Origin of the sequence: Streptomyces sp. NBC_00122, assembly GCF_045160845.1 — a bacterium.
Taxonomy (GTDB): Bacteria; Actinomycetota; Actinomycetes; order Streptomycetales; family Streptomycetaceae; genus Streptomyces.
This window is the reverse complement of sequence record NZ_CP108191.1, coordinates 6092591-6114329: the sequence shown is the minus strand read 5'-3', so window position 1 is coordinate 6114329 and position 21739 is coordinate 6092591. Positions and strand designations below refer to the sequence as shown.

15 protein-coding genes and 1 pseudogene are annotated in these 21739 nt (G+C 70.7%); 6 read left to right on the top strand and 10 right to left on the bottom strand.

Going from position 1 to position 21739, the window contains the following annotated elements; genetic code table 11:
• Window positions 1–8: 8 nt before the first annotated feature.
• Window positions 9–1496 (bottom strand): SDR family NAD(P)-dependent oxidoreductase, encoded by a 1488-nt coding sequence (locus OG737_RS27940; protein ID WP_328928977.1) that lies wholly within the window; start codon window positions 1494–1496, stop codon window positions 9–11.
• Between the two features lie 292 nt (window positions 1497–1788).
• On the opposite strand from OG737_RS27940, the pseudogene OG737_RS27935 reads away from it, so the two are divergent.
• Window positions 1789–2523: pseudogene (locus tag OG737_RS27935) on the top strand (DMT family transporter); the annotation flags it as partial.
• 99 nt (window positions 2524–2622) lie between these two features.
• Here the strand turns inward: OG737_RS27935 and OG737_RS27930 are convergent.
• Window positions 2623–3933 carry a transglycosylase family protein gene (locus OG737_RS27930; protein ID WP_405677334.1) on the bottom strand — a complete coding sequence of 437 codons (1311 nt, stop codon included), beginning with the start codon at window positions 3931–3933 and terminating at the stop codon, window positions 2623–2625.
• Window positions 3934–4118: 185 nt separating this feature from the next.
• Between OG737_RS27930 and gndA the strand changes: the two genes are divergently transcribed.
• Entirely contained in the window at window positions 4119–5564 is a 1446-nt protein-coding gene (gene gndA / locus OG737_RS27925; RefSeq protein ID WP_328928975.1) for an NADP-dependent phosphogluconate dehydrogenase, read from the top strand.
• A gap of 282 nt (window positions 5565–5846) precedes the next feature.
• Here the strand turns inward: gndA and OG737_RS27920 are convergent, their stop codons facing one another.
• From OG737_RS27920 to OG737_RS27905, 4 genes are all read right to left on the bottom strand, one after another.
• Window positions 5847–6479: an aspartate/glutamate racemase family protein gene (locus tag OG737_RS27920; protein ID WP_405681311.1), complete on the bottom strand. Its 633-nt coding sequence runs from the start codon at window positions 6477–6479 to the stop codon at window positions 5847–5849.
• Entirely contained in the window at window positions 6473–6811 is a 339-nt protein-coding gene (locus OG737_RS27915) for a GNAT family N-acetyltransferase (protein WP_328928974.1), read from the bottom strand. The genes OG737_RS27920 and OG737_RS27915 overlap by 7 nt, the downstream gene beginning before the upstream one ends.
• Before the next feature lie 15 nt (window positions 6812–6826).
• Window positions 6827–7246 carry an aspartate 1-decarboxylase gene (panD, locus tag OG737_RS27910; protein WP_328928973.1) on the bottom strand — a complete coding sequence of 140 codons (420 nt, stop codon included), beginning with the start codon at window positions 7244–7246 and terminating at the stop codon, window positions 6827–6829.
• A 543-nt stretch (window positions 7247–7789) separates the two neighbouring features.
• The gene (locus tag OG737_RS27905) at window positions 7790–8731 is read right to left on the bottom strand and encodes a catalase family protein (protein WP_328928972.1); all 942 of its coding nucleotides are present in this window, start codon (window positions 8729–8731) and stop codon (window positions 7790–7792) included.
• A gap of 233 nt (window positions 8732–8964) precedes the next feature.
• Here OG737_RS27905 and OG737_RS27900 point away from each other — a divergent pair, with 233 nt between their 5' ends.
• Both OG737_RS27900 and OG737_RS27895 read left to right on the top strand, forming a co-directional pair.
• Window positions 8965–10587 carry an MFS transporter gene (locus OG737_RS27900; RefSeq protein WP_405677339.1) on the top strand — a complete coding sequence of 541 codons (1623 nt, stop codon included), beginning with the start codon at window positions 8965–8967 and terminating at the stop codon, window positions 10585–10587.
• 258 nt (window positions 10588–10845) lie between these two features.
• Window positions 10846–12666 carry a glycoside hydrolase family 15 protein gene (locus OG737_RS27895; RefSeq protein ID WP_405677341.1) on the top strand — a complete coding sequence of 607 codons (1821 nt, stop codon included), beginning with the start codon at window positions 10846–10848 and terminating at the stop codon, window positions 12664–12666.
• A gap of 30 nt (window positions 12667–12696) precedes the next feature.
• Here the strand turns inward: OG737_RS27895 and OG737_RS27890 are convergent, their stop codons facing one another.
• Entirely contained in the window at window positions 12697–14061 is a 1365-nt protein-coding gene (locus OG737_RS27890) for a glutamate decarboxylase (RefSeq protein ID WP_405677345.1), read from the bottom strand.
• Window positions 14062–14607: 546 nt separating this feature from the next.
• Between OG737_RS27890 and OG737_RS27885 the strand changes: the two genes are divergently transcribed.
• Together OG737_RS27885 and OG737_RS27880 are read left to right on the top strand one after the other, a co-directional pair.
• A complete protein-coding gene (locus OG737_RS27885; protein ID WP_405922117.1) occupies window positions 14608–15051 on the top strand; it encodes a transposase in 444 nt (147 codons plus the stop codon).
• Window positions 15052–15161: 110 nt separating this feature from the next.
• Window positions 15162–16778 (top strand): protein kinase domain-containing protein, encoded by a 1617-nt coding sequence (locus OG737_RS27880; protein WP_405677349.1) that lies wholly within the window; start codon window positions 15162–15164, stop codon window positions 16776–16778.
• A gap of 23 nt (window positions 16779–16801) precedes the next feature.
• Here OG737_RS27880 and OG737_RS27875 read toward each other — a convergent pair whose 3' ends face one another.
• The 3 genes from OG737_RS27875 to OG737_RS27865 all read right to left on the bottom strand — a co-directional run bounded on the left by OG737_RS27875 (window position 16802) and on the right by OG737_RS27865 (window position 21292).
• The gene (locus OG737_RS27875) at window positions 16802–20152 is read right to left on the bottom strand and encodes a CHAT domain-containing protein (RefSeq protein ID WP_405677351.1); all 3351 of its coding nucleotides are present in this window, start codon (window positions 20150–20152) and stop codon (window positions 16802–16804) included.
• A gap of 25 nt (window positions 20153–20177) precedes the next feature.
• A complete protein-coding gene (locus tag OG737_RS27870; protein ID WP_405677353.1) occupies window positions 20178–20666 on the bottom strand; it encodes a hypothetical protein in 489 nt (162 codons plus the stop codon).
• Between the two features lie 344 nt (window positions 20667–21010).
• Window positions 21011–21292: a hypothetical protein gene (locus OG737_RS27865; RefSeq protein ID WP_405677355.1), complete on the bottom strand. Its 282-nt coding sequence runs from the start codon at window positions 21290–21292 to the stop codon at window positions 21011–21013.
• Window positions 21293–21739 lie beyond the last annotated feature (447 nt).

Below are 21739 nucleotides of genomic sequence, written 5' to 3'. Positions count from 1 at the left end.
CGCCGGCCCTACCAGTTCGCGGGGGCGTAGTCCTTGAGGAAGACTCCGAAGAGGTCCTCACCGAGTTCGCCGCGGACGATCGGGTCGTAGACCCGGGCCGCGCCGTCGACCAGGTCGAGGGGGGCGTGGAAGCCCTCCTCGGCCAGGCGCAGCTTGTCGAAGTGCGGGCGCTCGTCGGTGATCCAGCCGGTGTCGATCGAGGTCATGAGGATGCGGTCCGCCTCGAACATCTCCTGGCCGCTGGTCCGCGTCACCATGTTCATCGCGGCCTTGGCGGCATTGGTGTTCGGGTGCCCCGCGCCCTTGTATCCGCGGCTGAAGACGCCCTCCATCGCCGAGACGTTGACGACGTAGGCACGCCCGCTGGACGCCTTCCGGGCGGCCTCGGCCATGGCCGGCCGGAGCGCGCTGATCAGGATGAACGGCGACGTGTAGTTGCACAGCTGGGTCTCGAGCAGCTCCACCGGGGAGATCTGGTCGATGGTCTGCACCCAGGTGTTGCTCTCGACGACGTCGGGCAGCAGGCCGCCCGCGTCGATGGCGGTGCCGGCGAGATGCCGCTCCAGGCTGGCGTTGCCCGCGACCAGGGCGAGGTCGGCGACCTTCTGCGCCTCGAGCCCGCTCACGCCGACGGGCAGCGCCGCCAGGCCGTCGACCGCGCCGGAGTTGAAGGCGCCGATGACGTGGTGGGCGGGGAGCTCGCCGGCCGGCAGCGGGGCGGCCTCCCCCTCGACCAGCGCGGCGTAGGCGGTGGGCAGGCGGCGCACGGTCTGCGTCGCGTTGTTGATCAGGATGTCGAGCGGACCGGCCTCGGCCACCTGGTCGGAGAGCGCCACGGCCTGGGCCGGGTCGCGAAGGTCGATGCCGACGACCTCCAGGCGGTGCATCCAGTCCGCCGAGTCGTCCATCGCCTTGAAGCGGCGGATGGCGTCCTTGGGGAAGCGAGTGGTGATCGTGGTGTGCGCGCCGTCGCGCAGCAGCCGCAGCGCGATGTACATGCCGATCTTGGCCCGGCCGCCGGTGAGCAGCGCGCGCTTGCCCGTGAGGTCGGCGCGGGCCTCGCGCTTGGCACGGTTCTCGAGGGCGCAGTCCGGGCAGAGCTGGTGGTAGAAGTAGTCGACCTCGACGTACCGCGTCTTGCAGACGTAGCAGGAGCGCGGGCGCTGGAGTATCCCGGCGATCCGGCCGGCCTCGGTGCCGGAGGAAGGCAGGATGCCCTCGGTCTCGTCGTCGATGCGCTCGGCGGAGCCGGTCGCGGTCGCCTCGGTGACGGCCTTGTCGTTGGCGGTCTTGGCGGCGCGGCGCTCCTGACGGCGGCGCTGCTTGACCGTGCGGTACAGGCCGGCGGTGGCGCGGCGTACGGTGATCGCGTCGGGGTGGTCGACGTCGAGCTTGTCCAGCTCGTCGAGCACGCTGAGGCAGAGGGCCAGCCGCTCGGGATCGATGCCCGGTCCGTATGCGTGCCCGTAGTCCTGGCTGTCTTCGGTCACCGTCATGGCCGCTGCCGTTCCTTGATCACTCGTCCGCATCCGCCTGCTGCGGAAGTCCCCAAAAGGGGAACTGTACGGATCCGACGCACCCGCAGCCAAACCCGCTGCCACGGGGCTCACATACCGCGTGCGGGGTGTCACCGTACGCGTCCAGACGTGGCCTTTCTCCGGTCTTTCTCCGGTCTTTCTCCGCTGCCCTGCGTGCCTGATCGCGTACTCCCGTACTACGCCAGGAGTATGACTCGTGACCCCCTGTGGGCGGAGGAATAGCGAAGTCGGGTCGGGCATTGTGGACTTCATGAGTGCACTGGCGCTGTCGGCCTTGCTCTGCCTCGTGTCCGCCCTGGCGTACGCGGGTGGCGCGATCGTCCAGGAACAGGTCGCGGCGACCACGCCGGACCGCCCGTTCGCGCCGCTGCGACGGGGCGTCTGGTGGGTGGCGGTGGGGCTGAACGGTCTCGGCGCCCTGCTGCACGTGGCGGCCCTCGCGTACGGGCCGCTGAGTCTGGTCCAGCCCCTCGGCGCGCTCACGATCGTCTTCGCGCTCCCGATGGCGGCCTTCTTCGTGGGGCGCCGGGCGGGCGCCGCGGCCTGGCGCGGGGCGGTGCTGGCCACGGTGGGTCTGGCGGGGCTGCTGGCCCTGACCGGCGGTGGCGGGCGGGCGCAGTCCCTGGCGGGCGGTGAGCGGAGCCTGCTGCTGTTCGTGACCGGGGCCGGGGTGGCGACGCTGTTCCTGGCGGCGCACCGGATGCACCGGGCGGTGCTGCGCAGCGTGCTGCTGGCCGCGGCGGCCGGTACGTCCTTCGGCATGGCCTCGGTGTTCACCAAGTCCGTGGCCGAGGGCTTCGGTCCGGGCACGCCGGGCGGGCTGTGGCCGGACCTCGCGGCGATCGCGGTGCTCGCGTCCGGCGGGCTGCTGCTCTCGCAGGCGGCCTACCGGGGCGCCGGGCTGACCGCGCCGCTGGCCACGGTGACCGTCGTCAATCCCGTGGTCGCGGCGGCGGTCGGCATCTCGCTGTTCGACGAGGGCTTCCGGTACGGGGCGGCCGGCACGGCGGCGGCTGCGGCCTGCGCCGTGGTGGCCGCCGCCGGGCTGATCCTGCTCACCGCCGTACCGTCGCACGTACGTGGGTCAGATGTCGGCTCCGTGGGAGCGGAGGTACTTCAGCGGGTCGATGTCGGAGCCGTAGCCGGGTCCCGTACGCATCTCGAAGTGCAGGTGGGGGCCACTGGCGTTGCCGGTCGAGCCGGAGCGGCCGATCCGCTGGCCTCCGGAGACCTGCTGGCCGGACTTGACGCCGAGCGCCGACAGGTGGGCGTACTGGGAGTACCGGCCGTCGGTGTGCCGGATGACGACCTGGTAGCCGTACGCACCCGCCCAGCCGGCGGAGACGACCTGGCCGGGGCCGACCGACTTGACGGAGGTTCCGGTCGCCACCGGGAAGTCGACACCCGTGTGGTAGCCGCTGGACCAGGAGGAGCCCGCGACGCGGTAGGCGGTACCGATGGAGGCGTCGACGGGGGCGGAGAATCCGCCCGCGGCGGGCTTCTGCTGCGCTGAGGCTGGCTCCGGGGCCGGCTTCTCGGCAGGCTTCTCCGCCGGCTTTTCGGCCGGTTTCTCCGCGGGCTTTTCGGCCGGTTTCTCCGCGGGCTTTTCGGCAGGTTTCTGGGCCGGCTTCTCCGCCGCCGGCTCCACGGGCTTCACCGGGTCGGCCGTGCGCGGCGGCTTCTCCGGGTTCTGCGCGGGCGGGGCCCCGGTGATCCGCAGGGTGAGCCGCTGCCCGGGGAAGATCATGTCCGGGTTGCTTCCCACGGTGGCGCGGTTGGTCTCGTAGAGCGCCTGCCAGCCGCCCTCGACGTGCTGCTCGGTGGCGATCACCGAGAGCGAGTCACCGGGCGCGACCACATACGGGTTCGGCAGCACGGAGGTTCCGGTGGGGCGGGGCATGGTGCCCTGCTGCCCGGTGGCCTTCGTCTGCCGCGTCTCGGTCTTCGCCCCCTGTGGGGCCTGCGCACCTTGCGCCTTCGGCGCCTGGCCCTGCGACGCTGCCGCGGGCGCCTGGCCGCTGCGGCTGAGGCCGGCCTGCTTGCCGCACTGCGGCCAGGCCTGGGGCCCCTGGCCCTTCAGGACCTTCTCCGCGACCGCTATCTGCTGGTCCTTGGTGGCCAGATCGGCGCGGGCGGCGTAGACGGTACCGCCGAAGGCCCGCCAGGTGCTCTGGCTGAACTGGAGGCCGCCGTAATAGCCGTTGCCGGTGTTGACGTGCCAGTTGTTCGTCGATTCGCAGGCGGCGACGTTGTTCCAGGTGTCCACGGAGGCGGCGTGCGCGGCTCCGGCGCCGATGAACGGGAGCGCGATCCCGGCGCCACCGGCGGTGACGGCGAGCGAGGCCCGGTTGATACTGCTCGGCTGATACCGGCGGTGCCGGCCCCGTACACCCATGGGAGCCCCCATCGAAGACAACAGGAAACGCAAAACCTAACGTCACGATCAGAGCATGACAAGGGGCGCAACGGGGCGCCCCTTAGCGGAATTTGACAATCCCTCGGCGGCGATCGGACCGGTAGCCGTCCGCGTCGATGTAGCGTCGGCATTCCCCGCACACCGAAGCACGCAGGAGCGCAACGATGAGCACCAGCACAGCCCAGATCGGCGTCACCGGGCTCGCGGTCATGGGCAGCAACCTCGCCCGGAACTTCGCCCGCAACGGCTTCACCGTCGCCGTGCACAACCGCACCGCCTCGAAGACCACCGCTCTCGTGAAGGAGTTCGGCCACGAGGGCCGCTTCGTGGCAGCCGAGTCCGCGAAGGAGTTCGTCGACGCGCTGGAGCGTCCCCGACGCCTCGTCATCATGGTGAAGGCCGGGGAGCCGACCGACGCCGTGATCCGCGAGTTCGCGCCGCTCCTGGAGGAGGGCGACGTCATCATCGACGGCGGCAACGCGCACTTCGAGGACACCCGGCGCCGCGAGAGGGAACTGCGCGAACAGGGCATCCACTTCGTGGGCGTGGGCATCTCGGGCGGTGAGGAGGGTGCGCTGCTCGGGCCGAGCATCATGCCCGGCGGCTCGAAGGAGTCGTACGCGTCCCTCGGCCCGCTGCTGGAGAAGATCGCCGCGAAGGCCGCCGACGGGACGCCGTGCACCTCACACATGGGCCCCGACGGCGCCGGACACTTCGTCAAGATGGTGCACAACGGCATCGAGTACGCCGACATGCAGCTCATCGCCGAGGCGTACCACCTGCTGCGCGAGGTCGCCGGCTACTCCCCCGCGAAGATCGCGGAGACCTTCCGGACCTGGAACCAGGGGCGCCTCGACTCGTACCTGATCGAGATCACGGCCGAGGTGCTCGCCCACACGGACGCCGCGACGGGCCGCCCGTTCGTGGACGTCGTGGCCGACGCCGCCGAGCAGAAGGGCACCGGCCGCTGGACCGTGCAGATCGCCCTGGACCTGGGCGTGCCGGTGTCGGGGATCGCGGAGGCGGTCTTCGCCCGGGCGGTCTCCGGCCACGCGGACCTGCGTACGGCCGCACGGGGGCTCGCGGGCCCGACGGCCGCCGCGCTGTCCCCGGAAGCTGCGGAGGAATTCGCCGCACAGGTGGAGGAGGCCCTGTACGCCTCGAAGATCGTCTCGTACACCCAGGGCTTCCACCAGATCCAGGCGGGCAGCCAGGAGTACGGCTGGGGCGTGGACCTGAGCGCCGTGGCCTCGCTGTGGCGCGGCGGCTGCATCATCCGGGCCGCGTTCCTGGACCGGATCCGGGCCGCGTACGACGCGCAGCCCGAGCTGCCGAGCCTACTGGCGGACGCGCGTTTCGCCGAGGAGATCGGGGCGGCACAGGAGGGCTGGCGGTCCGTGCTGGTGGCGGCGGTGCGCCAGGGCATCCCGGTGCCCGCCTTCGCGGCTTCGCTGGCGTACTACGACGCGCTGCGCGCGGAGCGGCTTCCCGCGGCCCTCACCCAGGGGCAGCGCGACTTCTTCGGGGCGCACACCTACCGGCGCACCGACCGAGCGGGCTCGTTCCACACCCTCTGGAGCGGCGACCGCACCGAGGTCCAGACGGGCTGAGGCCGCTCAGCTCCAGGGCCCGGGCTGCGGTACCGGCGCGGGCCCTGGCGGCGGAGGCACCGGGTCCGGCTCCGGGAAGGGGCCGGGCACGGGTGGCACCGGGCGCGGGATCGGCTCGGGGTCCGGGAAGGGCGCGGGGTCGGGGGTCGGCTCGGGCTCCGGCACCGGTGGCTGCGTCTCTTCGAGTTTTCGCACCATGGGTCCCATTTTCCCGCAATCGCCCCCGGAAAGCCCGTACGAGGCCCCGGGATCAGCCCTGGGGATTCCGCCCCGGCAGGCTGCCTACGAGGCCCCCGCCAGCCGCAGGCCCGCCGCCAGGCCGGGAGCCGGGCTGGACAGCACCAGGATCCGGGTCGTGACGAGATCCGCGGCGCCTGCCATGGAGGCCTGGGCCAGCACGATGACGTCGGCGTCGATTACGGCGTCGGCGGCCTCGGCCACCCGGGCGAGGGAGCCGGCGTCGTCCCCCGCGGCGAAGCGCTCCCAGGCTCCGGCGACCAGCTGCGTACGGATCGAGACCGGCCGCTCCCCGGCCTCCTCGGCCAGCAGTTCACAGGTGGGCGCGAAGGTCGACTCCACGGTGGCCAGTACGACGATCCGCGCGCCGGTGCGCACCGCGGCGGCCGCCATCGGCCGGTCCACGCGCAGCACCGGGGAGCCGAGCGCCGGAGCGAGGGATTCCGCGGTCGCCCCGATCGTCGAGCAGGTGACCAGCACGGGCACCGGCCCGGCCTCGGCGAGCAGGCGGGCGAGATCCGGAGCCACCGCCTGCGGCCCTTCGGCACGGGCCCGGTCGAGCAGCTCCGGAACCACCCGGTGCCGCAGTACGGCTCCCGGGTGGCTCCGGTCCCGCAGCGCGTCGAAGACCGGGACGTGCGCGGGCGAGGTGTGCAGCAGGAGCAGATCCGTCACCAGAGGTCGGCGTCGGCATCGAGCTGGACCTTGGCCGCCGACACGACCTCGGGGGCCGGCTCCGGCGCCTGGTCGGGGTGTTTGGCCGCCCAGCTCGCCGCGTACGGGCAGAGCGGAACCACGGGCACGCCCTCGGCGGCGGCGATCCCGTAGAGGGTCTTCACCAGCTCCCCGGCGATGCCCCGGCCCTCGTGGCCCGGCTCGACGACGGTGTGCACCGCCACCAGAGCGTGCGGGGCCTCGGCGAGTACGAAGTAGGCGATGAACCCCACCACCGCCCCGCCCTCGAAGGCCAGCAGCCGTCCGGCCTTCCGCTCGTCCTTGACCTCGACCATGGTCCCCGACTCCCCTCAGACAGCCACGGCGTGCGGGCTGCGCTCCTGATCCGTACCGGGCACCGGGGCGGAGGGATCCGCGCCCAGCTCGATGATGCGATTGTCCGCGTCGACATGCACGACGTGGGGCTGGAACACGCGGGCCTCGGCGTCCTCGACCTGCGCGTAACTGATGAGGATGACCAGGTCCCCGGGGTGCACCAGATGAGCGGCGGCACCGTTGATCCCGATGACCCCGGACCCGCGCTCCCCCTCGATGACGTAGGTCTCCAGGCGCGCCCCGTTGGTGATGTCCACGATGTGGACCAACTCCCCGGGCAGCAGATCCGCGGCGTCCAGCAGATCGGCGTCGACGGTCACGGATCCGACATAGTGCAGATCGGCCTGCGTGACGGTGGCCCGATGGATCTTGGACTTGAACATGGTGCGAAGCATGCGAATACTCCCGATATGTCAGCTCCCTGCCTGCTTCACGCAGGTCAAGGGCGGTCTCCGGAGCCTACAACGATTCGCATGTTCGGTCAGCTTTCCGCAGGTCTTTCAGGACTCGTGCTGACCGATTGCTGACTTCTCTGATGCACCATCACGCCGCTGGAGTGGCGTGTTCCTGGAGCCCTCTGCTTCGAGGGCAGCGTGGGATCAGCGCCTCTGGGCCTGCTGGTCGCGGACTGCACCGGCGCCGCAGACGGGGCACATACCGGACTTTCAGTCCCGCCCTCGCCCTCCTCGACCGGTTCCGCACCCCCGAGATCCCCGTGACCCGCGAGACCGAGGCCGAGGCGACCGCACTGACCGACCCCGTCGGCGGCCTGCCATAGACGGTCAAGTGACACACATCGATGGCCTGAAGAGAGCGCCCTGAAACCGGCTCACGGAGAGCCACTCGCAAGGGCGCCGCGAACTCCTGGTCACCTGCGCCGCTTGGGCCGGAGCGGTTGTTTCCGTGATCCGGATCTGTCTGACCGGAGGTGGACCGGGTCAAGCGCCAAGCACCTCGTCGGCGCTGCGGGGCTCTGTGCGCGGCTGCTGGTTGAGCTTGTGGCGCGCGATGGAGGAGTGCCGGTAGACCTCCTTGCGGGCCCGCATGATGTTGCCCAGGGGCGCGTGCTCTGCGGTGACCCGCCAAGGGGTGAAGGACAGTGAGTCCATCTTCTCCAGGTTTTCCGGGCCGGAGATGTCCTGCTGCGGCAGCCGCAGCCTGGCCACGGTGACGGACGGCGAGAGCTGCTCGGGCCACTCCACAGTGGGGTCCTCCACCGGCATCCGCTCCAGATCGGTGCAGAGCTGAATCTGGATGTCGAAGGCGTAGGGCCGCTCCTGCAGCTCGGCTTGCAGAGCCGGTCGGAAGACCTCCGCTGCGGAAGTCGGGTCGATGGCGCGCCGGACCACCGCAGCTGCGCATTCCGGGTCGGGAGTGATGCGCACCTTGGCGATGTAGTCCCCGTGCCTGACCGCGCCCATCGTCCAGTAGCTCGACAGCAATACGTTGACCAGAGGGATCTTGGCCAGGCTCAGAAAGGCCAGGAACTCATCCCACGCCCAGTCGTCCTGGTCGAGGGTTCCCTTTCCGGTCACGAACTCGGTGTAGAAACGATGCGCGCCGGCTCGGCCCTGGGAGAAATAGGCCGACGAGTTCAGGAACAAATCCTGGAGGACCACGTAGCGCTCGACAGTCTTGCCGAAGAAGATCGGTGCGTTGATGTTGGCGTAGTCGAACGTGCCCGTGTCCGGTTCGTCTTCCAGCAGGGTCGGCCCGGGGATGCCGAAGATCTTCAGGGCCAGTCCGGTGGCGTTGCCCAGTCGCGCGTCTGCTCCGGCGTGGGCCGAGCCGTTGGAAGAGCGGATGAGCGCATCGTGGGTTCCCGGAGTCGCGTAGATGCCCTGGGCGTACTCGGGGGGAAGCCCGTCCAGGATCTCCACTTCCCCTCGGACCAGCCCGTAGCCCTTGGCGTGAGCATCGCGGAGGGCCCGTCCGGCGCCACCGGCCTCGACCGACTCGGCGATGGCGTTCGCAACACACCTCCGACACAACCCGTCAGCCCTACTCTGCCGTGCTTGCTGGCGCCTGGCGATGTCATCCCAATGGGGCGATGTGCAGCGAAGCGGATCAAGCAAGACTTTCACGAAAACGAAACATCGGCCCGGAGGTTTCCATGTCGAGAAGTGACGCGCCTCGAACCGAGGTGCCGCACGAGGCACCGGCGCGCGCGCCGCTCGTCCTGGCGTCCCTGATCATCGTTGCGGCGGTGGCCAACCTGAACCTGTCGGTGGCCAACGTGGCCCTGCCCGCGATCGGGAAGGCCTTCGACTCGTCCCAGACCACACTGAACCTGATCGCCGTGGGGTACTCCCTCGGCCTGGCCGCATCGGTGCTCTATCTGGGTGCGGTCGGCGACCGTCACGGGCGCAAGTTGCTGCTGCTCCTCGGCGTCGCCCTCTCCGTCCCCGCCTGCCTGCTCGCCGCGTACGCGCCCAATGACACCGTCCTCGTGGTGGCCCGGATCATCGGGGGACTCTCGGCCGGCATGGCCTACCCGACCACCCTGGCGCTGATCACCGCCCTGTGGGCGGGGCCGGCGCGGACGAAGTCGATCGCACTGTGGTCGGCCCTCGGCGGAGGCATCTCCATGCTCGGGCCGGTGATCGCGGGCGCGCTGCTCGAACACTTCTACTGGGGGTCGGTGTTCCTGGTCACCCTGCCCCTCGCCGTGGTCGCGCTGATCATGGCGTTGATGTTCGTCCCCGCGCACGCCAACGAGTCGACCGAACCGGTGGACAACCTCGGCGGCATCCTGTCCGTCCTCATGATCGCGGGACTCGTTCTGGCGATCAACTTCGCCGCCGTACCCGACCAGGGGGCACTGGTCGTCGGCCTCGCCGTGCTCGCCCTCGCTGCCGGAGCAGCGTTCTTCTGGCGTCAGCGCCGGGCTCCCAACCCGCTGTACGACCTCCACATCGCCGGCCGGCGAACGTTCTGGGTCGCCGCATGCGCAGGAATCATCGTGTTCGGCTCCCTGACGGGGTCGGCGTTCATCAGCCAGCAGTACCTGCAGAACGTGCTCGAGTACGACTCCGTCGAAGCCGGCGCCGCCATCCTCCCCGTCGTCGTGGCAATGGTGTTCGTGGCACCGCGGTCCGCAAAGCTGGTCGAGACGCGCGGCGCCCGCACGACCCTGCTGATCGGTTATGTGTTCCTCTTCCTCGCCTTCGGCTGGATGCTGCTGTTCTGGGGCGAGGACAGCAGTTACTGGCAGATCGGCCTTGCCTACGTGTTCTCCGGCATCGGGGTCGGCTTCGCCGGGACGCCCGCATCGCACTCGCTGACCGGGTCGGTGCCCGTGCGGCGGGCAGGCATGGCCTCGGGCACGGCGGACCTGCAACGGGACCTCGGCGGGGCCATCATGCAGTCCGTCATGGGCGCACTGCTCACCGCCGGCTACGCCTCGGCGTTCAGCTCGGCGATCGCCGCGTCCTCCGAGAGCAAGCACGTATCGGAGCAGGTCCAGGGCGAGCTGACGAAGTCGTTCGCCTCCGCCGAGCAGACCGCCCAGCAGTACCCCAAGTACGCCGACCAGATCGTCGCGACCGCCCGCCAGGCGTTCCTCGACGGCGACAACTGGGCATACGCCGCCGGCCTGCTCGCGATCGCGCTGGGTGCGCTGCTGGTCTTCTTCATGTTCCCGCACCGGGACGCCGAACAGGAGCTCCTCCGCCGCTACTACGCCCAGGACTCCGAGTCCGCTGCCAGCGAGGAGTCGACTGGCTCCGGAGACTGAGGCGCCGGTCAGGCGATCGAAGGTCACAGAGAGAAGCACAGCAAGCCGAGGGGGACGTTCGGCTCGTGCGGCCAGTCGGCATCGGACCCGTGTCCATGGCGCTGGCTGAGGCGCGCGCCGGCGGCGCCGTACGGGTGGCGGCCCGCGGGTGGTCGTCCGTGGCCTACGGCAGCAGTACTGGGCTCCATCGACATGGCAGGGACGGCAGGGGTCGCCGATAGTAGACAAAGGGGGGCTTTCCCGAGACCCGGAGTCGCAATGGACCGCTACCCTCCTATCGCCGAGCACGGCTTGGTCGGCGATCTGCAGACCGCCGCGCTCGTCTCGTCTCAGGGTGTCGTCGACTGGTTCGCAGCTCCCAGGTTCGATTCACCCAGCATTTTCGCGGCCCTGCTCGACCACGACGGCGGCGGATACATGCGGCTGGCCCCTGAGCACCCTGATGGAACTTGCAAACAGCTCTACTACCCCGACACCGCCATCTTGGTTACCCGGTTCATGTCACCGGACGGAGTGGGCGAGGTAGTCGACTTCATGCCCCCGGACCGGACGCGCACCCCCACCGACCGGCACACCCTGATCCGTGTGATCCGCGCCGTGCGCGGGACGGTCGACTTCACGCTCGAGTGCAGACCGCGCTTCGACTACGGCCGGGCCGAGCACCAACTCGAGCTCGGCGAGAACGGAGCCCTCTTCCGGGCCCCTGGGATCGACGGGCACCTGCAGTCCACCTTCCCGCTGGAGCGGGATGGCCAGGACGTACGCGCAAAGGTGACGCTGAAAGCCGGTGAATCAGGCGGGGCCGTATTCACCGTGTGTGCGTCCGGCGGCGAGGTACCCCCGCCGCCCACGGTCGACGGGTTCACCGAACGTCTCGGGGAAGTCAGCCGGTTCTGGCAGCAATGGCTGCGCCAGTCCCGCTACCGGGGACGGTGGCCCGAGCTGGTGCACCGCTCGGCCATCACCCTCAAGCTCCTCACCTACGCCCCCACCGGCGCCCTCATCGCCGCGGCCACCATGGGGCTGCCCGAGCAGGTCGGCGGAGAGCGCAACTGGGACTACCGGTTCACCTGGGTCCGCGACGGCTCGCTGTCCGTGCGGGCCATGCTGGACCTCGGCTTCGTCGAGGAGGCCACCGCCTTCGTCCACTGGCTGGTGGACAGGCTGCAGGAACGAGCCGGCAAGGAGGGTGAGCCGCTCCAGACGATGTACCGGATCGATGGCGATCCCGACTTGCCTGAGGAAACACTCGCTCACTTCGAGGGCTACCGCGGCTCGTTCCCCGTCCGCATCGGCAACGGCGCCGCCGACCAGCTCCAGCTGGACATCTACGGGGAGGCTCTCTACGCAGTGTCCCAGGGGCGCGAGATCGCCCAGCAGGCCAGCTTCGAGGGCTGGGAGGCGCTCTGCAGGACGCTTGACTGGTTCGCCGACGCCTGGGACCGGCCGGACGAGGGTATCTGGGAGACCCGCGGCGGCCGCCAGGACTTCACCTACAGCCGGGTGATGGCGTGGGTCGCCTTCGACCACGGGCTACAGCTGGCCGAGTACCTCCGCAGACCTGCCGATGTCGAGCGATGGCGCAAAGCGAGGGACGCCGTATTCACCCAAGTCATGAAGCGTGGCTGGAGCGAGAAGGAGCGTGCGTTCGTACAGCAATACGACAGCGATGTCCTGGACGCCTCGCTGCTGCTGATGCCCAGGGTTCAGTTCGTCGCTCCACGGGCCGGGGCATGGCTCTCCACGCTCGACGCGATGGACCGCAAGCTCGTCTCCGACAGCCTCGTCTACCGCTACGACCCGGCGGCATCGCCGGACGGGCTGCGTGGCTCGGAGGGCACCTTCAGTCTGTGCACCTTCCTCTACGTCGACGCGCTGGCCCGGGCGGGACGGCTGTCCCAGGCCCGCTACACCTTCGAGAAGATGCAGACCTACGCCAACCACGTCGGGCTGTTCGCCGAGGAAGTCGGTCCGAGCGGGGAGCAACTGGGCAACTTCCCTCAGGCGTTCACCCACCTGTCCCTGATCATGGCCGCCATCACCCTCGACAAGGCGCTCGACGAGGAGGACGGGCGCTGAGCCATCCCTGGGGGTGGCCGGTTGCGGGCGTCAGTAGCCGGTTCCGCGGTGGACCTGGGCCCGCTCGATCCCGTGGGCCGCACCCTTGTCGTCCAACGTGCGACACGCATCGGCGATGTCCTGGCTCAGGCGGTCGATCTGCTCGCGGCTCAGGGTCTCCTTGACCAGGGCGCGCAGGATCTTCACCCGCTCCGCGTTGGGCGGGAGCGTGTACGCCGGCACCATCCAGCCCCGCTCGGCCGAGAGCTGCCAGGCGATGTCGGACTCGTCGTAGGCGTGCTTGCCTGCGAGACGGAAAGCGACCAGCGGCAGCTGCTCGAGATCGCTCCCGATCACTTCGAAGCGGCCGTTGCTCCGCAGGTTGTCCGCCAACGCGCGGGCGTTCTCCTGCATTGTCTCCATGACGTAGGTGTAGCCCTGGCGACCCAGCCGCACGAAGTTGTAGTACTGCGCGAGCACCATCGACGCACCGGTGGAGAAGTTCAGCGTGAACGTCGCGTCGGTCTTGCCCAGGTAGTTCTCGTAGAAGACGAGGTTCTCGGCCAGATCGGACTCCTCGCGGAAGACCAGCCAGCCGATGCCGGGGTAGACCAGGCCGTATTTGTGTCCCGAGACGTTGATCGAACGGACCTGCTCGAGCCGGAAGTCCCATTTCGAATCCGGGTAGAGGAAGGGCCACACGAAGCCGCCGCTGGCGCCGTCGACATGGATCGGGATATCGAGGTCCCGCTTTTTGCGAACGTCCCGCAGGAGCTCGTCGATCCCGACGACATCGTCCTTGTGGCCGGTGAACGTGGTGCCGAGGACGGCGACGACGCCGATCGTGTTCTCGTCGAGGTGGGGCTCCACGTCCTCCGGGCCGATCGTGTACTTGCCCTCGGCAAGCGGCACGATCCGCGGCTCGACGTCGAAATAGCGGCAGAACTTCTCCCACACGACGTGGACGTCGCCGCCGAAGACCAGGTTGGGCCGGTCGACCGACAATTTCGCCGCCTGGCGGCGCTCCCGCCACTTCCACTTCAGCGACAGCGCGCCGAGCATGATCGCCTCGGACGAGCCCTGGGTCCGACATCCGGTCGTCGTGCCCGGCGCATGGAACAGGTCGGCGAGCATGCGCACGCAGCGCTGCTCGATCTCGGCGGAGATGGGGTACTCCGCGTGGTCGATGAAATTGCGGTGGAGGTTCTCGGCGATCAGCCGCTGGGCCTCCGGCTCCATCCAGGTGGTGACGAACGTGGCCAGGTTGCGCTGGGGGTCGCCCTCCATGGCGAGATCCACATCCACGAGCCTCATGGCGTCCGTGGCGGTCATGCCCTCCTCGGGAAATTTCTCCGAAGGAGCGGGCGCAGTCAGGAAACGGTTGCCGAACAGAGCCGCAGCGTCACTCTTAGTCATACCGGCGACTCAACCACGTCCGGAGCGGGAGCCACGCTCAGAACCTGTGGATCGGGCTCGGCATGCACGCGAACGGCGTACTTCCCGAGTGATCGACTCAAGTCGCCAAATGGGCCATCTCGAGGAGGGGCGAACGCCGTGCAGGAGGTCCGGTGACTGTGCACCTGTTCGGCTCCCGTTGGATCGCTGCTCCCGAGACCGACCAGCATTGCCTGGACCCTCATCTGCTACCGCAGACTCGCCAAAAAGATGGCGTTTTAGGTAGCGGGCTTGGACACGTTCGAGTGCAGTCTGTAGACGCACTTGGTACGGCCTCGTATCTCGACCACATCGTTCAAGTCGACTGCGGCCTGGCTGCATCACGAAGCGAGCAGCCCACAGTTACCTCCGTCCAGTGGCGGAAAATATCGCCGCCCTCCCGCACCGAACACCAACCGTTTCCGGGCGTAAGAGCTGGTAACAGGATCTTGATGAGATGTTCTGGTCAGCCGTGACCGGTGTGATGATTCGGCCGTTCGTGGTGGTGTGAGTACTCGGCCGTGGATCGTGGACGACGACGTGTGGGCACTGATCGAGCCGCTGCTGCCGCCCTGGCCGACGAGGTCGCCAGGGCCGCGGCCGGTGGCCGACCGATTGTGTCTGCAGGGCATCCTGTACGTGCTCTGCAACGACATCGCCTGGCAGCTCCTGCCGCCTGAGCTGGGGTTCGGCTCGGGGCAGACCTGCTGGCGGCGCCTGGAGCGGTGGCAGCAGGCAGGGTTCTTCGACCAGCTGCACCGGATCCTGCTCGCCGAGCTGAACGCGTCCGGCCGGCTCGACTGGTCGAGGGCGTGCGTGGACGGCTCTCACATCCGGGCGAAAAAAAGGGGGCGCCGACACCGGTCCGTCGCCGGTCGACCGGCGGAAGACGGGCGCGCTGCGGAAACGCTTGTGGCCCAACCTTTCCGCCCGGCGGGAGTATCCGGTATGCGGGGCAGGCCCGTTGGGTGAACCCCGAACTCCGTGGCGGGCGATCCGTGCAGGAGGCCCGATCGTCTTGTCCGGGGCCAGTCGGGCGCGGAGACTCGGTCCTGACGGATCGTCCGCTGTAGGGGGACAGGATGAAACAGTTAGAAGGCGCCGACCCGGGGGCGGTCGGCAAGTACCGGACCATCGCGGAACTTGGCCGGGGTGGGATGGGCCGAGTCCTGCTGAGCAGCGCCCCGGACGGCCGGTTGGTCGCGCTGAAGCAGGTGCGCTCGCAGTTCGTCGAAGACGACGGGTTCCGGGCCCGGTTCCGCCGGGAGGTGGAAGCCTCCCGCAAGGTCTCCGGAGCGTATACGTCCGCGATCATCGACGCGGACGCCGATGCCCCCGAACCATGGCTGACTTCGGAGTTCGTCCCCGGACCGTCGCTCCAGCACGCCGTGGCGACCGTCGGGGCGCTCCCCGAGGAGTCGGTACTGCGCATGACCGCGGGACTGGCCTCGGCCCTGAGCGACATCCACCGGGTCGGCCTGGTGCACCGGGACCTGAAACCGTCCAACGTGCTCCTCGCCGACGACGGGCCCCGCGTGATCGACTTCGGCATCGCCCGAGCCGCCGACAGCGAGGAGGGCAGCGAGCTGACGACCACGGGCTGGCTGGTCGGCTCACCCGGGTTCATGTCCCCGGAGCAGGCCCAGGGCGCGCCGCTCGACTCGGCCAGCGACATCTTCTCCCTCGGGACGGTGCTGGTCATGGCGTGCACCGGCGCGTGCCCGTTCACCGGGCCCTCCCTGCCGCAGACCCTGTACAACGTCGTGCACACCGAACCCGACCTCAGCGGGCTGCCGGCGAAGATCCGCCCGATCGTGGCCCGCTGCCTCGCCAAGGACCCCGCCGCCCGGCCGAGCGCGGCCCAACTGCGAGAGTCCCTCGGGAGCCTGGCGCCCTCGCCGCGTCCCTGGCCGCAGGAGATTCACGAGTTGATCGCGGAGCAGCAGGCCGAGATCGAGCGGCTCCGGGTCGAGCTGAGGAAACGGCCTGCCGTCCCGGAGTCCGTGGCGCCGGTCCTCGACAAGCCCGCACCGCCGTACCCAGGGTCCCCGCCCGCTTCGGCCCGGCGCGGCTTCGCCGTCGGCGCGGGCATCGCCGCCGGCCTCGCGATCGCCGCGACCGTGCTCGCCCTGGTGCCCGGCCGCGACGGCGGCACCGGCACCGTCGCCGACCCCGAGGCGACCGTCACGGCGTCCAGACAGCCGACCGGAGACCCGACCGCTCCGGGGTCCGCGCAGCCGACCCCCGACCCCACCACCGAGGCGCCCCCCACGCCGACCGTGGAGCCGACCCCGCCCGCGCCCGAGCCCTCAGCCGCACCGGAGCCCTCGGAGCAGGCGCCGACGACGGTCACCACACGGTCGAGCACGCGGCCCGCCTCGATCGTGAGCTGCTTCGGGGACTACCTGGAGGAACCCGAATCGGTCCTGCTCCACTGCGGAGACGGGAAAGGCATGCTCAGGGGCCTGACCTGGTCGGACTGGGGTCTGTCCACCGCCCACGCCAGCGGGCAGGAGTGGATGGTAATCTGCCGCCCCAGCTGCGCGAATGGCAGCGAGGTCCACTACCCGGCCACCGTGACTCTCACGGGTCTGGTCGGCGGGCGGTACACGACGATGCAGATCAGAACCCCGCAATCGCCCCACGGCCCCGTCTCCCGCTACAGGATCGACTCGAACGGGCCGACGCAAACGGACTGACGGCGCCGGAGCCGGGCGGGCGCTCACACTCCCCACGCGGTGAACGCGGCCCAGTGGACCGGCGAGGCGAAGGGACGCTCGCCGGTCGTCGCCCGGGAGGTGTATCGCTCGGTCAGGGCCGCCAGGTGGGGCCGGGAGGCGGTATACCGGGCGAGCTCCTCCCAGGTGAGCCGGCGCAACCAGGTACGGGCCCGGCGCAGGGCGGCCACCGGGGGCAGCCCGCCGGGCCCGTGAGCGGGAGCGAGCAGCTCGTAGAACCGCGCCATCAGCACCGCGGTCACCATGTCGTCCACCAGCCACAGCCCGGCCACCGCGCACGCGGCCCCGGCCTGGAGGAATCCCGCCGCGAGCCCGCGGAACTCGTCCGGAGCCCGGACGACCTCGTAGTGGCCGGACTGGCAGGCGCTGAGCACCGCGAGCCGGCAGGCGGGGAGCCGGTGTTGGACCAGGGTGTCCATGTCGAGGCGGCCGTCGGCCAGGGCCAGGGAGCCGCCCCGACCGTTGAACTCGCCGCTGCCGTGGCAGATGATGTGGAGGTACGAGGTTTCGGCGAGCTGGCCGAGCAGCCAGTCCACGGTGGCTTCGGGCCCCACCGCGCAGCGGGCCTCACCGTGCGGCTCGAACAGCTCCCGGATATGGGCGAGTTCACCGCGTCCACCGGGGAGTGAACCGTCAGGGTCGGTGACCCCCACCAGGCGTGGCACAGGATCCGGCGGGCGGGCGGCCGCGACGCGGGAGGCCGCGTACACGGCCGCGGAGGGGGAGACGATCACGGTGCCGATGTCGTCGAGCACTTCTCCCGCCCCCGGCCCGAGCGGCACGGCGTGCAGGGGGACCAGGCCCAGCAGACCGGTCGGGACGACGACGGCCTCCTGCTCCGGGTCCTCCGCGAGGACTCTCGCGACCGGGCGCAGGAGCGGTCCAAGGGCGGCGAGCCGGTCCAGGGCCTGCGGGAGCAGACGCCTGCGCCTGAGCGCTCCGGCCTCCTGGGCGAGGAGCAGGCCCAGGGCGCCGTCGGCCGGGTCCAGCACCAAGAGGCCTGTGACGGTCTCGCTGCTCACCCCCGGAACGGGAACGGCCCGTACAGCGGGCGACTCGCCCGAGCTGCGGGGGAGCACGAGGGCGTAGCTGCCCCAGGGCGCGTTCACCAGGTAGACGAGCGGACGCCCGCCCGCCGCGCGGACGATGTCCGCCAGTCCCTCGGTGCGTAGGAAGCGCTCGAAGCCCGGGATCGCGCGGATCTCCGCGATCGCCGCACGCACGCCGCGTTCGGCGGCGGCCTCCCCGCTCGCCGTAGAGCCAGCGGCGGTGGGGCCGCCGGACGCCGCCGCGAACGCCTCGCCGGCCGAGGACCGGTACCGGGCCTGTGCCAGCCGGTAGCGGTGGGCGGCGGCGGGGTCGATCTGTCCCAAGGCCTCCAGGTCGGCCGCCCCTCGCCCGGCCACCACCGAGAGCTCACAGGCCACTCCGCCCTCGATCGCCTCGACTGCACGCTCCGGACGCCCCGCCCGGGCCAGCAGGAAGGCGGCCCAGCGGGCGATCCGGTTCACCTGGGCGAGGACGCTCTGGCGGCCGGTCCCGGTGACCTGGGCGTCGTAGAGCGCGGTCACGGCGGTCAGCATGCCGGACGCGACATCGGCCGCCTCGCTCCAGCGTTCCGCCGAGGCGTGCGCGCTGAGCAGTTCCCGGCCGATGTTGAGGTGCAGGGATGGCGACACCGTGGCCGGTGTGGCCCCCAGGGCCGCGTGGCGCAGCCGGAGGCCGTCTGCGCTGCCCGGGCCGTCGATGTGGTCCATGGCCCGGGCCAGCAGCCAGGCGATGCGGCCCGTGTCCAGGAGGCCGGGGCGCGCGGTGGACAGGGCGAGCGCTGCCGTCGCCGCCTCCCGGGCGCCGCGCGCGTCGACGGGATCCCGGGACAGCAGCAGGTCGCCCAGATTGCACTGGATGCGGGACCACAGAGCCGGGTCGTCACCGGCGCCGAGGTGGCTCAGGGCGTCCCGGTAGCACTGCTCCGCCTCCCTGAGGTCTTCCACCCCGGCGCGCCGATACAGCAGCAGGCCGAGGTTGACCATCGAGTAGGCCCAGGCGACCCTGTCCCGCTCGGGGGCCCGCTCCTCGAGCCCCGCCCTGATGTGCTCGATGCCGAGGGTGAGGTCCTCGGGGCCACCGCCGGGCCGCTCCGAGAGGAGCAGGCCGTAGTTGGTCTGGACCCGCGCCCAGTACTCGGGATACTCGCCCCGGTCCAGCGCGGTCGCGCGCGCCAGCAGGTCGCGGGCGGCTTCCCAGATCTCCAACCGGTCGCCGTCGTCCCGCAGGTGGTGGGCGCTGGCCAGGTTGTTCGCCACCTCCACCCACTGGAGAGTCCCCTCGCGCAGTCGGCTGAGGGCGCGTTCGAGGACCCGGACGGCCTCGGAGGGATCGGCGTCGAGCCCGGCGTGCACAGCGAGCACCAGGCGTTCGCCGAGCCGCGCGGCCAGCTCGGTCTCCATGCCCTCCTCGCCCAAGCCGGCGGCGAGCTCCAGCGCCTCGCGGGCGAGCGGGATGCCTTTGGGCCCGCCGGTGTCGCGGGCCTCCAGGTACATCGCGTGCAGCCGGGTCCGCAGACCGGCGTCGAAGCGCCCCAGGGACTCGAAGTAGCGGCGCATGGCGGTGTCCGGAGTGGTCCGGCCGTCGCACAGTTCGTCCAGGAGCCGCTGCCGTATGCGCAGCACCTCTTTGAGGGGGGTCTCGGCCGCCCTGCGCAGCTCCTCTCGGCCCGCGTCGCGCACCCGGGTGCCGTCCGTCAGCTCCGGGTGCGTACGGACGAGTTCCGCGAGGGCGTCCGGCAGGCCGAGCAGCATCGCGGTCAGCAGCTCCCCGACCAGGGAGTCGGCGCGTGCCTCCCCCAGGTAATCCAGGAAGATCCGGTAGTTCGCGACCGTCGGCGCCCCCTCGGGCTCCAGCTCCCGGCATGCCGACTCGGGATCCGCCAGGTCCCGTTCGAGGTCGCGGGCCAGGACGTGGGGGAGCAGCCTGCGCGGCAGCGGGATCGCCTCCCCGGGGAAGACGCCGCCGAGGAAGGCCCCGGCCCGCGCGGCCTCCGCCAGCAGGGGCTCCCCGGAGGGCGGCGGACCGCCCCCGAGCTCCGCGACGGAGACCGCTAGCAGCAGGGGCGCTGCCGCGCCCGGGCGCAGGACCAGCAGCGGCGCCTCGATGTGCGTCCTGGTCCCGCAGACGGGGCAGTCCACCCAGGAGACGCCCGGGACGCCGGGGACGGGTGCCGCCAGCACGTCGGCCCGCTCCCGCGCGTCGATGACGCGCCAGACCGGAGCCCCCCGCTCCTGGACACATTGCTCGCAGTGCCACGCGTAGGGCGCCCTCACCGAGACCGTCATCGCGACCCCCCTCCCGGTCCGCCGGCTACTTGCCGCTGGTGATCTGCGAGAGCAGGGCCGTTAGGACCCGGCCGAGGGAGGAGTCCCGCAGGGCCCGCTTGTGGATGGTCAGGCTCCACCTGCCGCGCGGATCCCGCTTCAGGACCACCTCGGTCTGCAGGAGCGTGACGGCGAGCGCCGCGACCGGCAGCGTGACGGGGTCGAGCCGTTCCATGGGCGAGCATGCGTAGGCGACGGCCTCGCCGACCGTGTCCGCCAGGTCCTCGCGCAGCGCCGCCGCATACTCCAGTAAGCGGCGCGCCAACTCACCGTCGGAAAACTCAGGTTGGTCCGCCCCCACGTACCGCTCCAGCTCCACGGCGGCCACCTCCGCCCGCAGCTCATCGCCGCCCTCGGACAGCTGCCGCGCGGCGGGGAGCAGCCCGTGCTCCTCCGCCAGCGCCGTCAGCGCGCGGACGGCCTCGTCGTCGGCGAGGGTGCGGATGTCCTGTTCCAGATCACCTTGATTCAACATGCTCGCAATTCTGTCTCTCGCGGCGCACGTTCGTGCCTGAATAAGGGAGCTGGGCGTGTGACGGGCGCCGATCGCGGTCAGGCGATATCGGGGCCGGAGAACGTCTCTGGCACGCCACGGTCGCCCCCGCCACCCCGACCGAAATCACGAGAACCCTCCTCAACCTCGCCGACCTCGGCCACGTCGACGCTGTACGGCAACGGCGTCAAGGTCGGCGAGAACGACGACCCTCCGAGCGGTGAGAAGCCCTTCGAGGTCGGCTCCGCCGACGCCGAGTACCGGCTGACGACCTCCGTCGAGCGCTCGGTGAAGGTCGCAGGGCCAGCCCGATGGCGTCCCTCGCACTAGCGGACCCGGTCGTGGGCGGCCGCGATCTCGGTCACGGTGCGGTGCGTGGCCGGATCGTCCGGATGCCCCGCGATCAGCAGCCGCTGCTCCCCGGCGGCGTGCCGGACGAACGCCCCCGCGAAGGCGGCGGTCCGCTTGTAGGGGCGCAGCCGGACGAAGCCGCCGATCGTCGCTCCGTACGGCGATCCCCCTCGGCCGGGGACGAGTCGGGGGTATCGGGGGTGGGGCAGGTGCAGCGCCGGGCCGGGCAGGCGGGTGCGGATCAGGCGTGCGGCCAACTCGTCAGGTCCTCCCTTCAGGACGACGGCTCGGTCTCCTTCGCCCGGACTGCGGTCGGCACGAGAGTGACCATCTGCGCCTATCAGCAGTTCGCCCTCCCCCCGTTGTGGCAGGCGATCACCCCCGTGCTCTGGCCCTCGGTCCGGTGCGCCCTTGTGGAGGACGCCTACCGCAGGTCCTTCCACATCACCCTGAGCACCATCGCGGCGCACGGGCAGGGGTGCCGGCCGAGGAGACGGCTGGCGCCGCCTCCTCGCTCCGGGACGCCGTCGCCCGGGTGGCCGAGCCGTTGAACCTATTGGCCGTCCGGTGGCCTGCCCGGCGGCGCGGGAAACCGTGCGCCCCGGGCGGAAATATCTGTGTTCGCGAGATGAGAATTTAGCGGACCGCGCGCCGAGGATTCTTCACGGCTACAAAGAGGGCGCCGATATTTACGGCGCGGGTCA

Coding starts and splice junctions, on each gene's coding strand:
- OG737_RS27915 (WP_328928974.1), bottom strand. CDS start 6,811: ATGGTCGAGGTCAAGGACGAGCGGAAGGCCGGACGGCTGCTGGCCTTC.
- OG737_RS27940 (WP_328928977.1), bottom strand. CDS start 1,496: ATGACGGTGACCGAAGACAGCCAGGACTACGGGCACGCATACGGACCG.
- OG737_RS27870 (WP_405677353.1), bottom strand. CDS start 20,666: ATGTTGAATCAAGGTGATCTGGAACAGGACATCCGCACCCTCGCCGAC.
- OG737_RS27875 (WP_405677351.1), bottom strand. CDS start 20,152: ATGACGGTCTCGGTGAGGGCGCCCTACGCGTGGCACTGCGAGCAATGT.
- OG737_RS27930 (WP_405677334.1), bottom strand. CDS start 3,933: ATGGGTGTACGGGGCCGGCACCGCCGGTATCAGCCGAGCAGTATCAAC.
- panD (WP_328928973.1), bottom strand. CDS start 7,246: ATGCTTCGCACCATGTTCAAGTCCAAGATCCATCGGGCCACCGTCACG.
- gndA (WP_328928975.1), top strand. CDS start 4,119: ATGAGCACCAGCACAGCCCAGATCGGCGTCACCGGGCTCGCGGTCATG.
- OG737_RS27890 (WP_405677345.1), bottom strand. CDS start 14,061: ATGACTAAGAGTGACGCTGCGGCTCTGTTCGGCAACCGTTTCCTGACT.
- OG737_RS27895 (WP_405677341.1), top strand. CDS start 10,846: ATGGACCGCTACCCTCCTATCGCCGAGCACGGCTTGGTCGGCGATCTG.
- OG737_RS27900 (WP_405677339.1), top strand. CDS start 8,965: ATGTCGAGAAGTGACGCGCCTCGAACCGAGGTGCCGCACGAGGCACCG.
- OG737_RS27880 (WP_405677349.1), top strand. CDS start 15,162: ATGAAACAGTTAGAAGGCGCCGACCCGGGGGCGGTCGGCAAGTACCGG.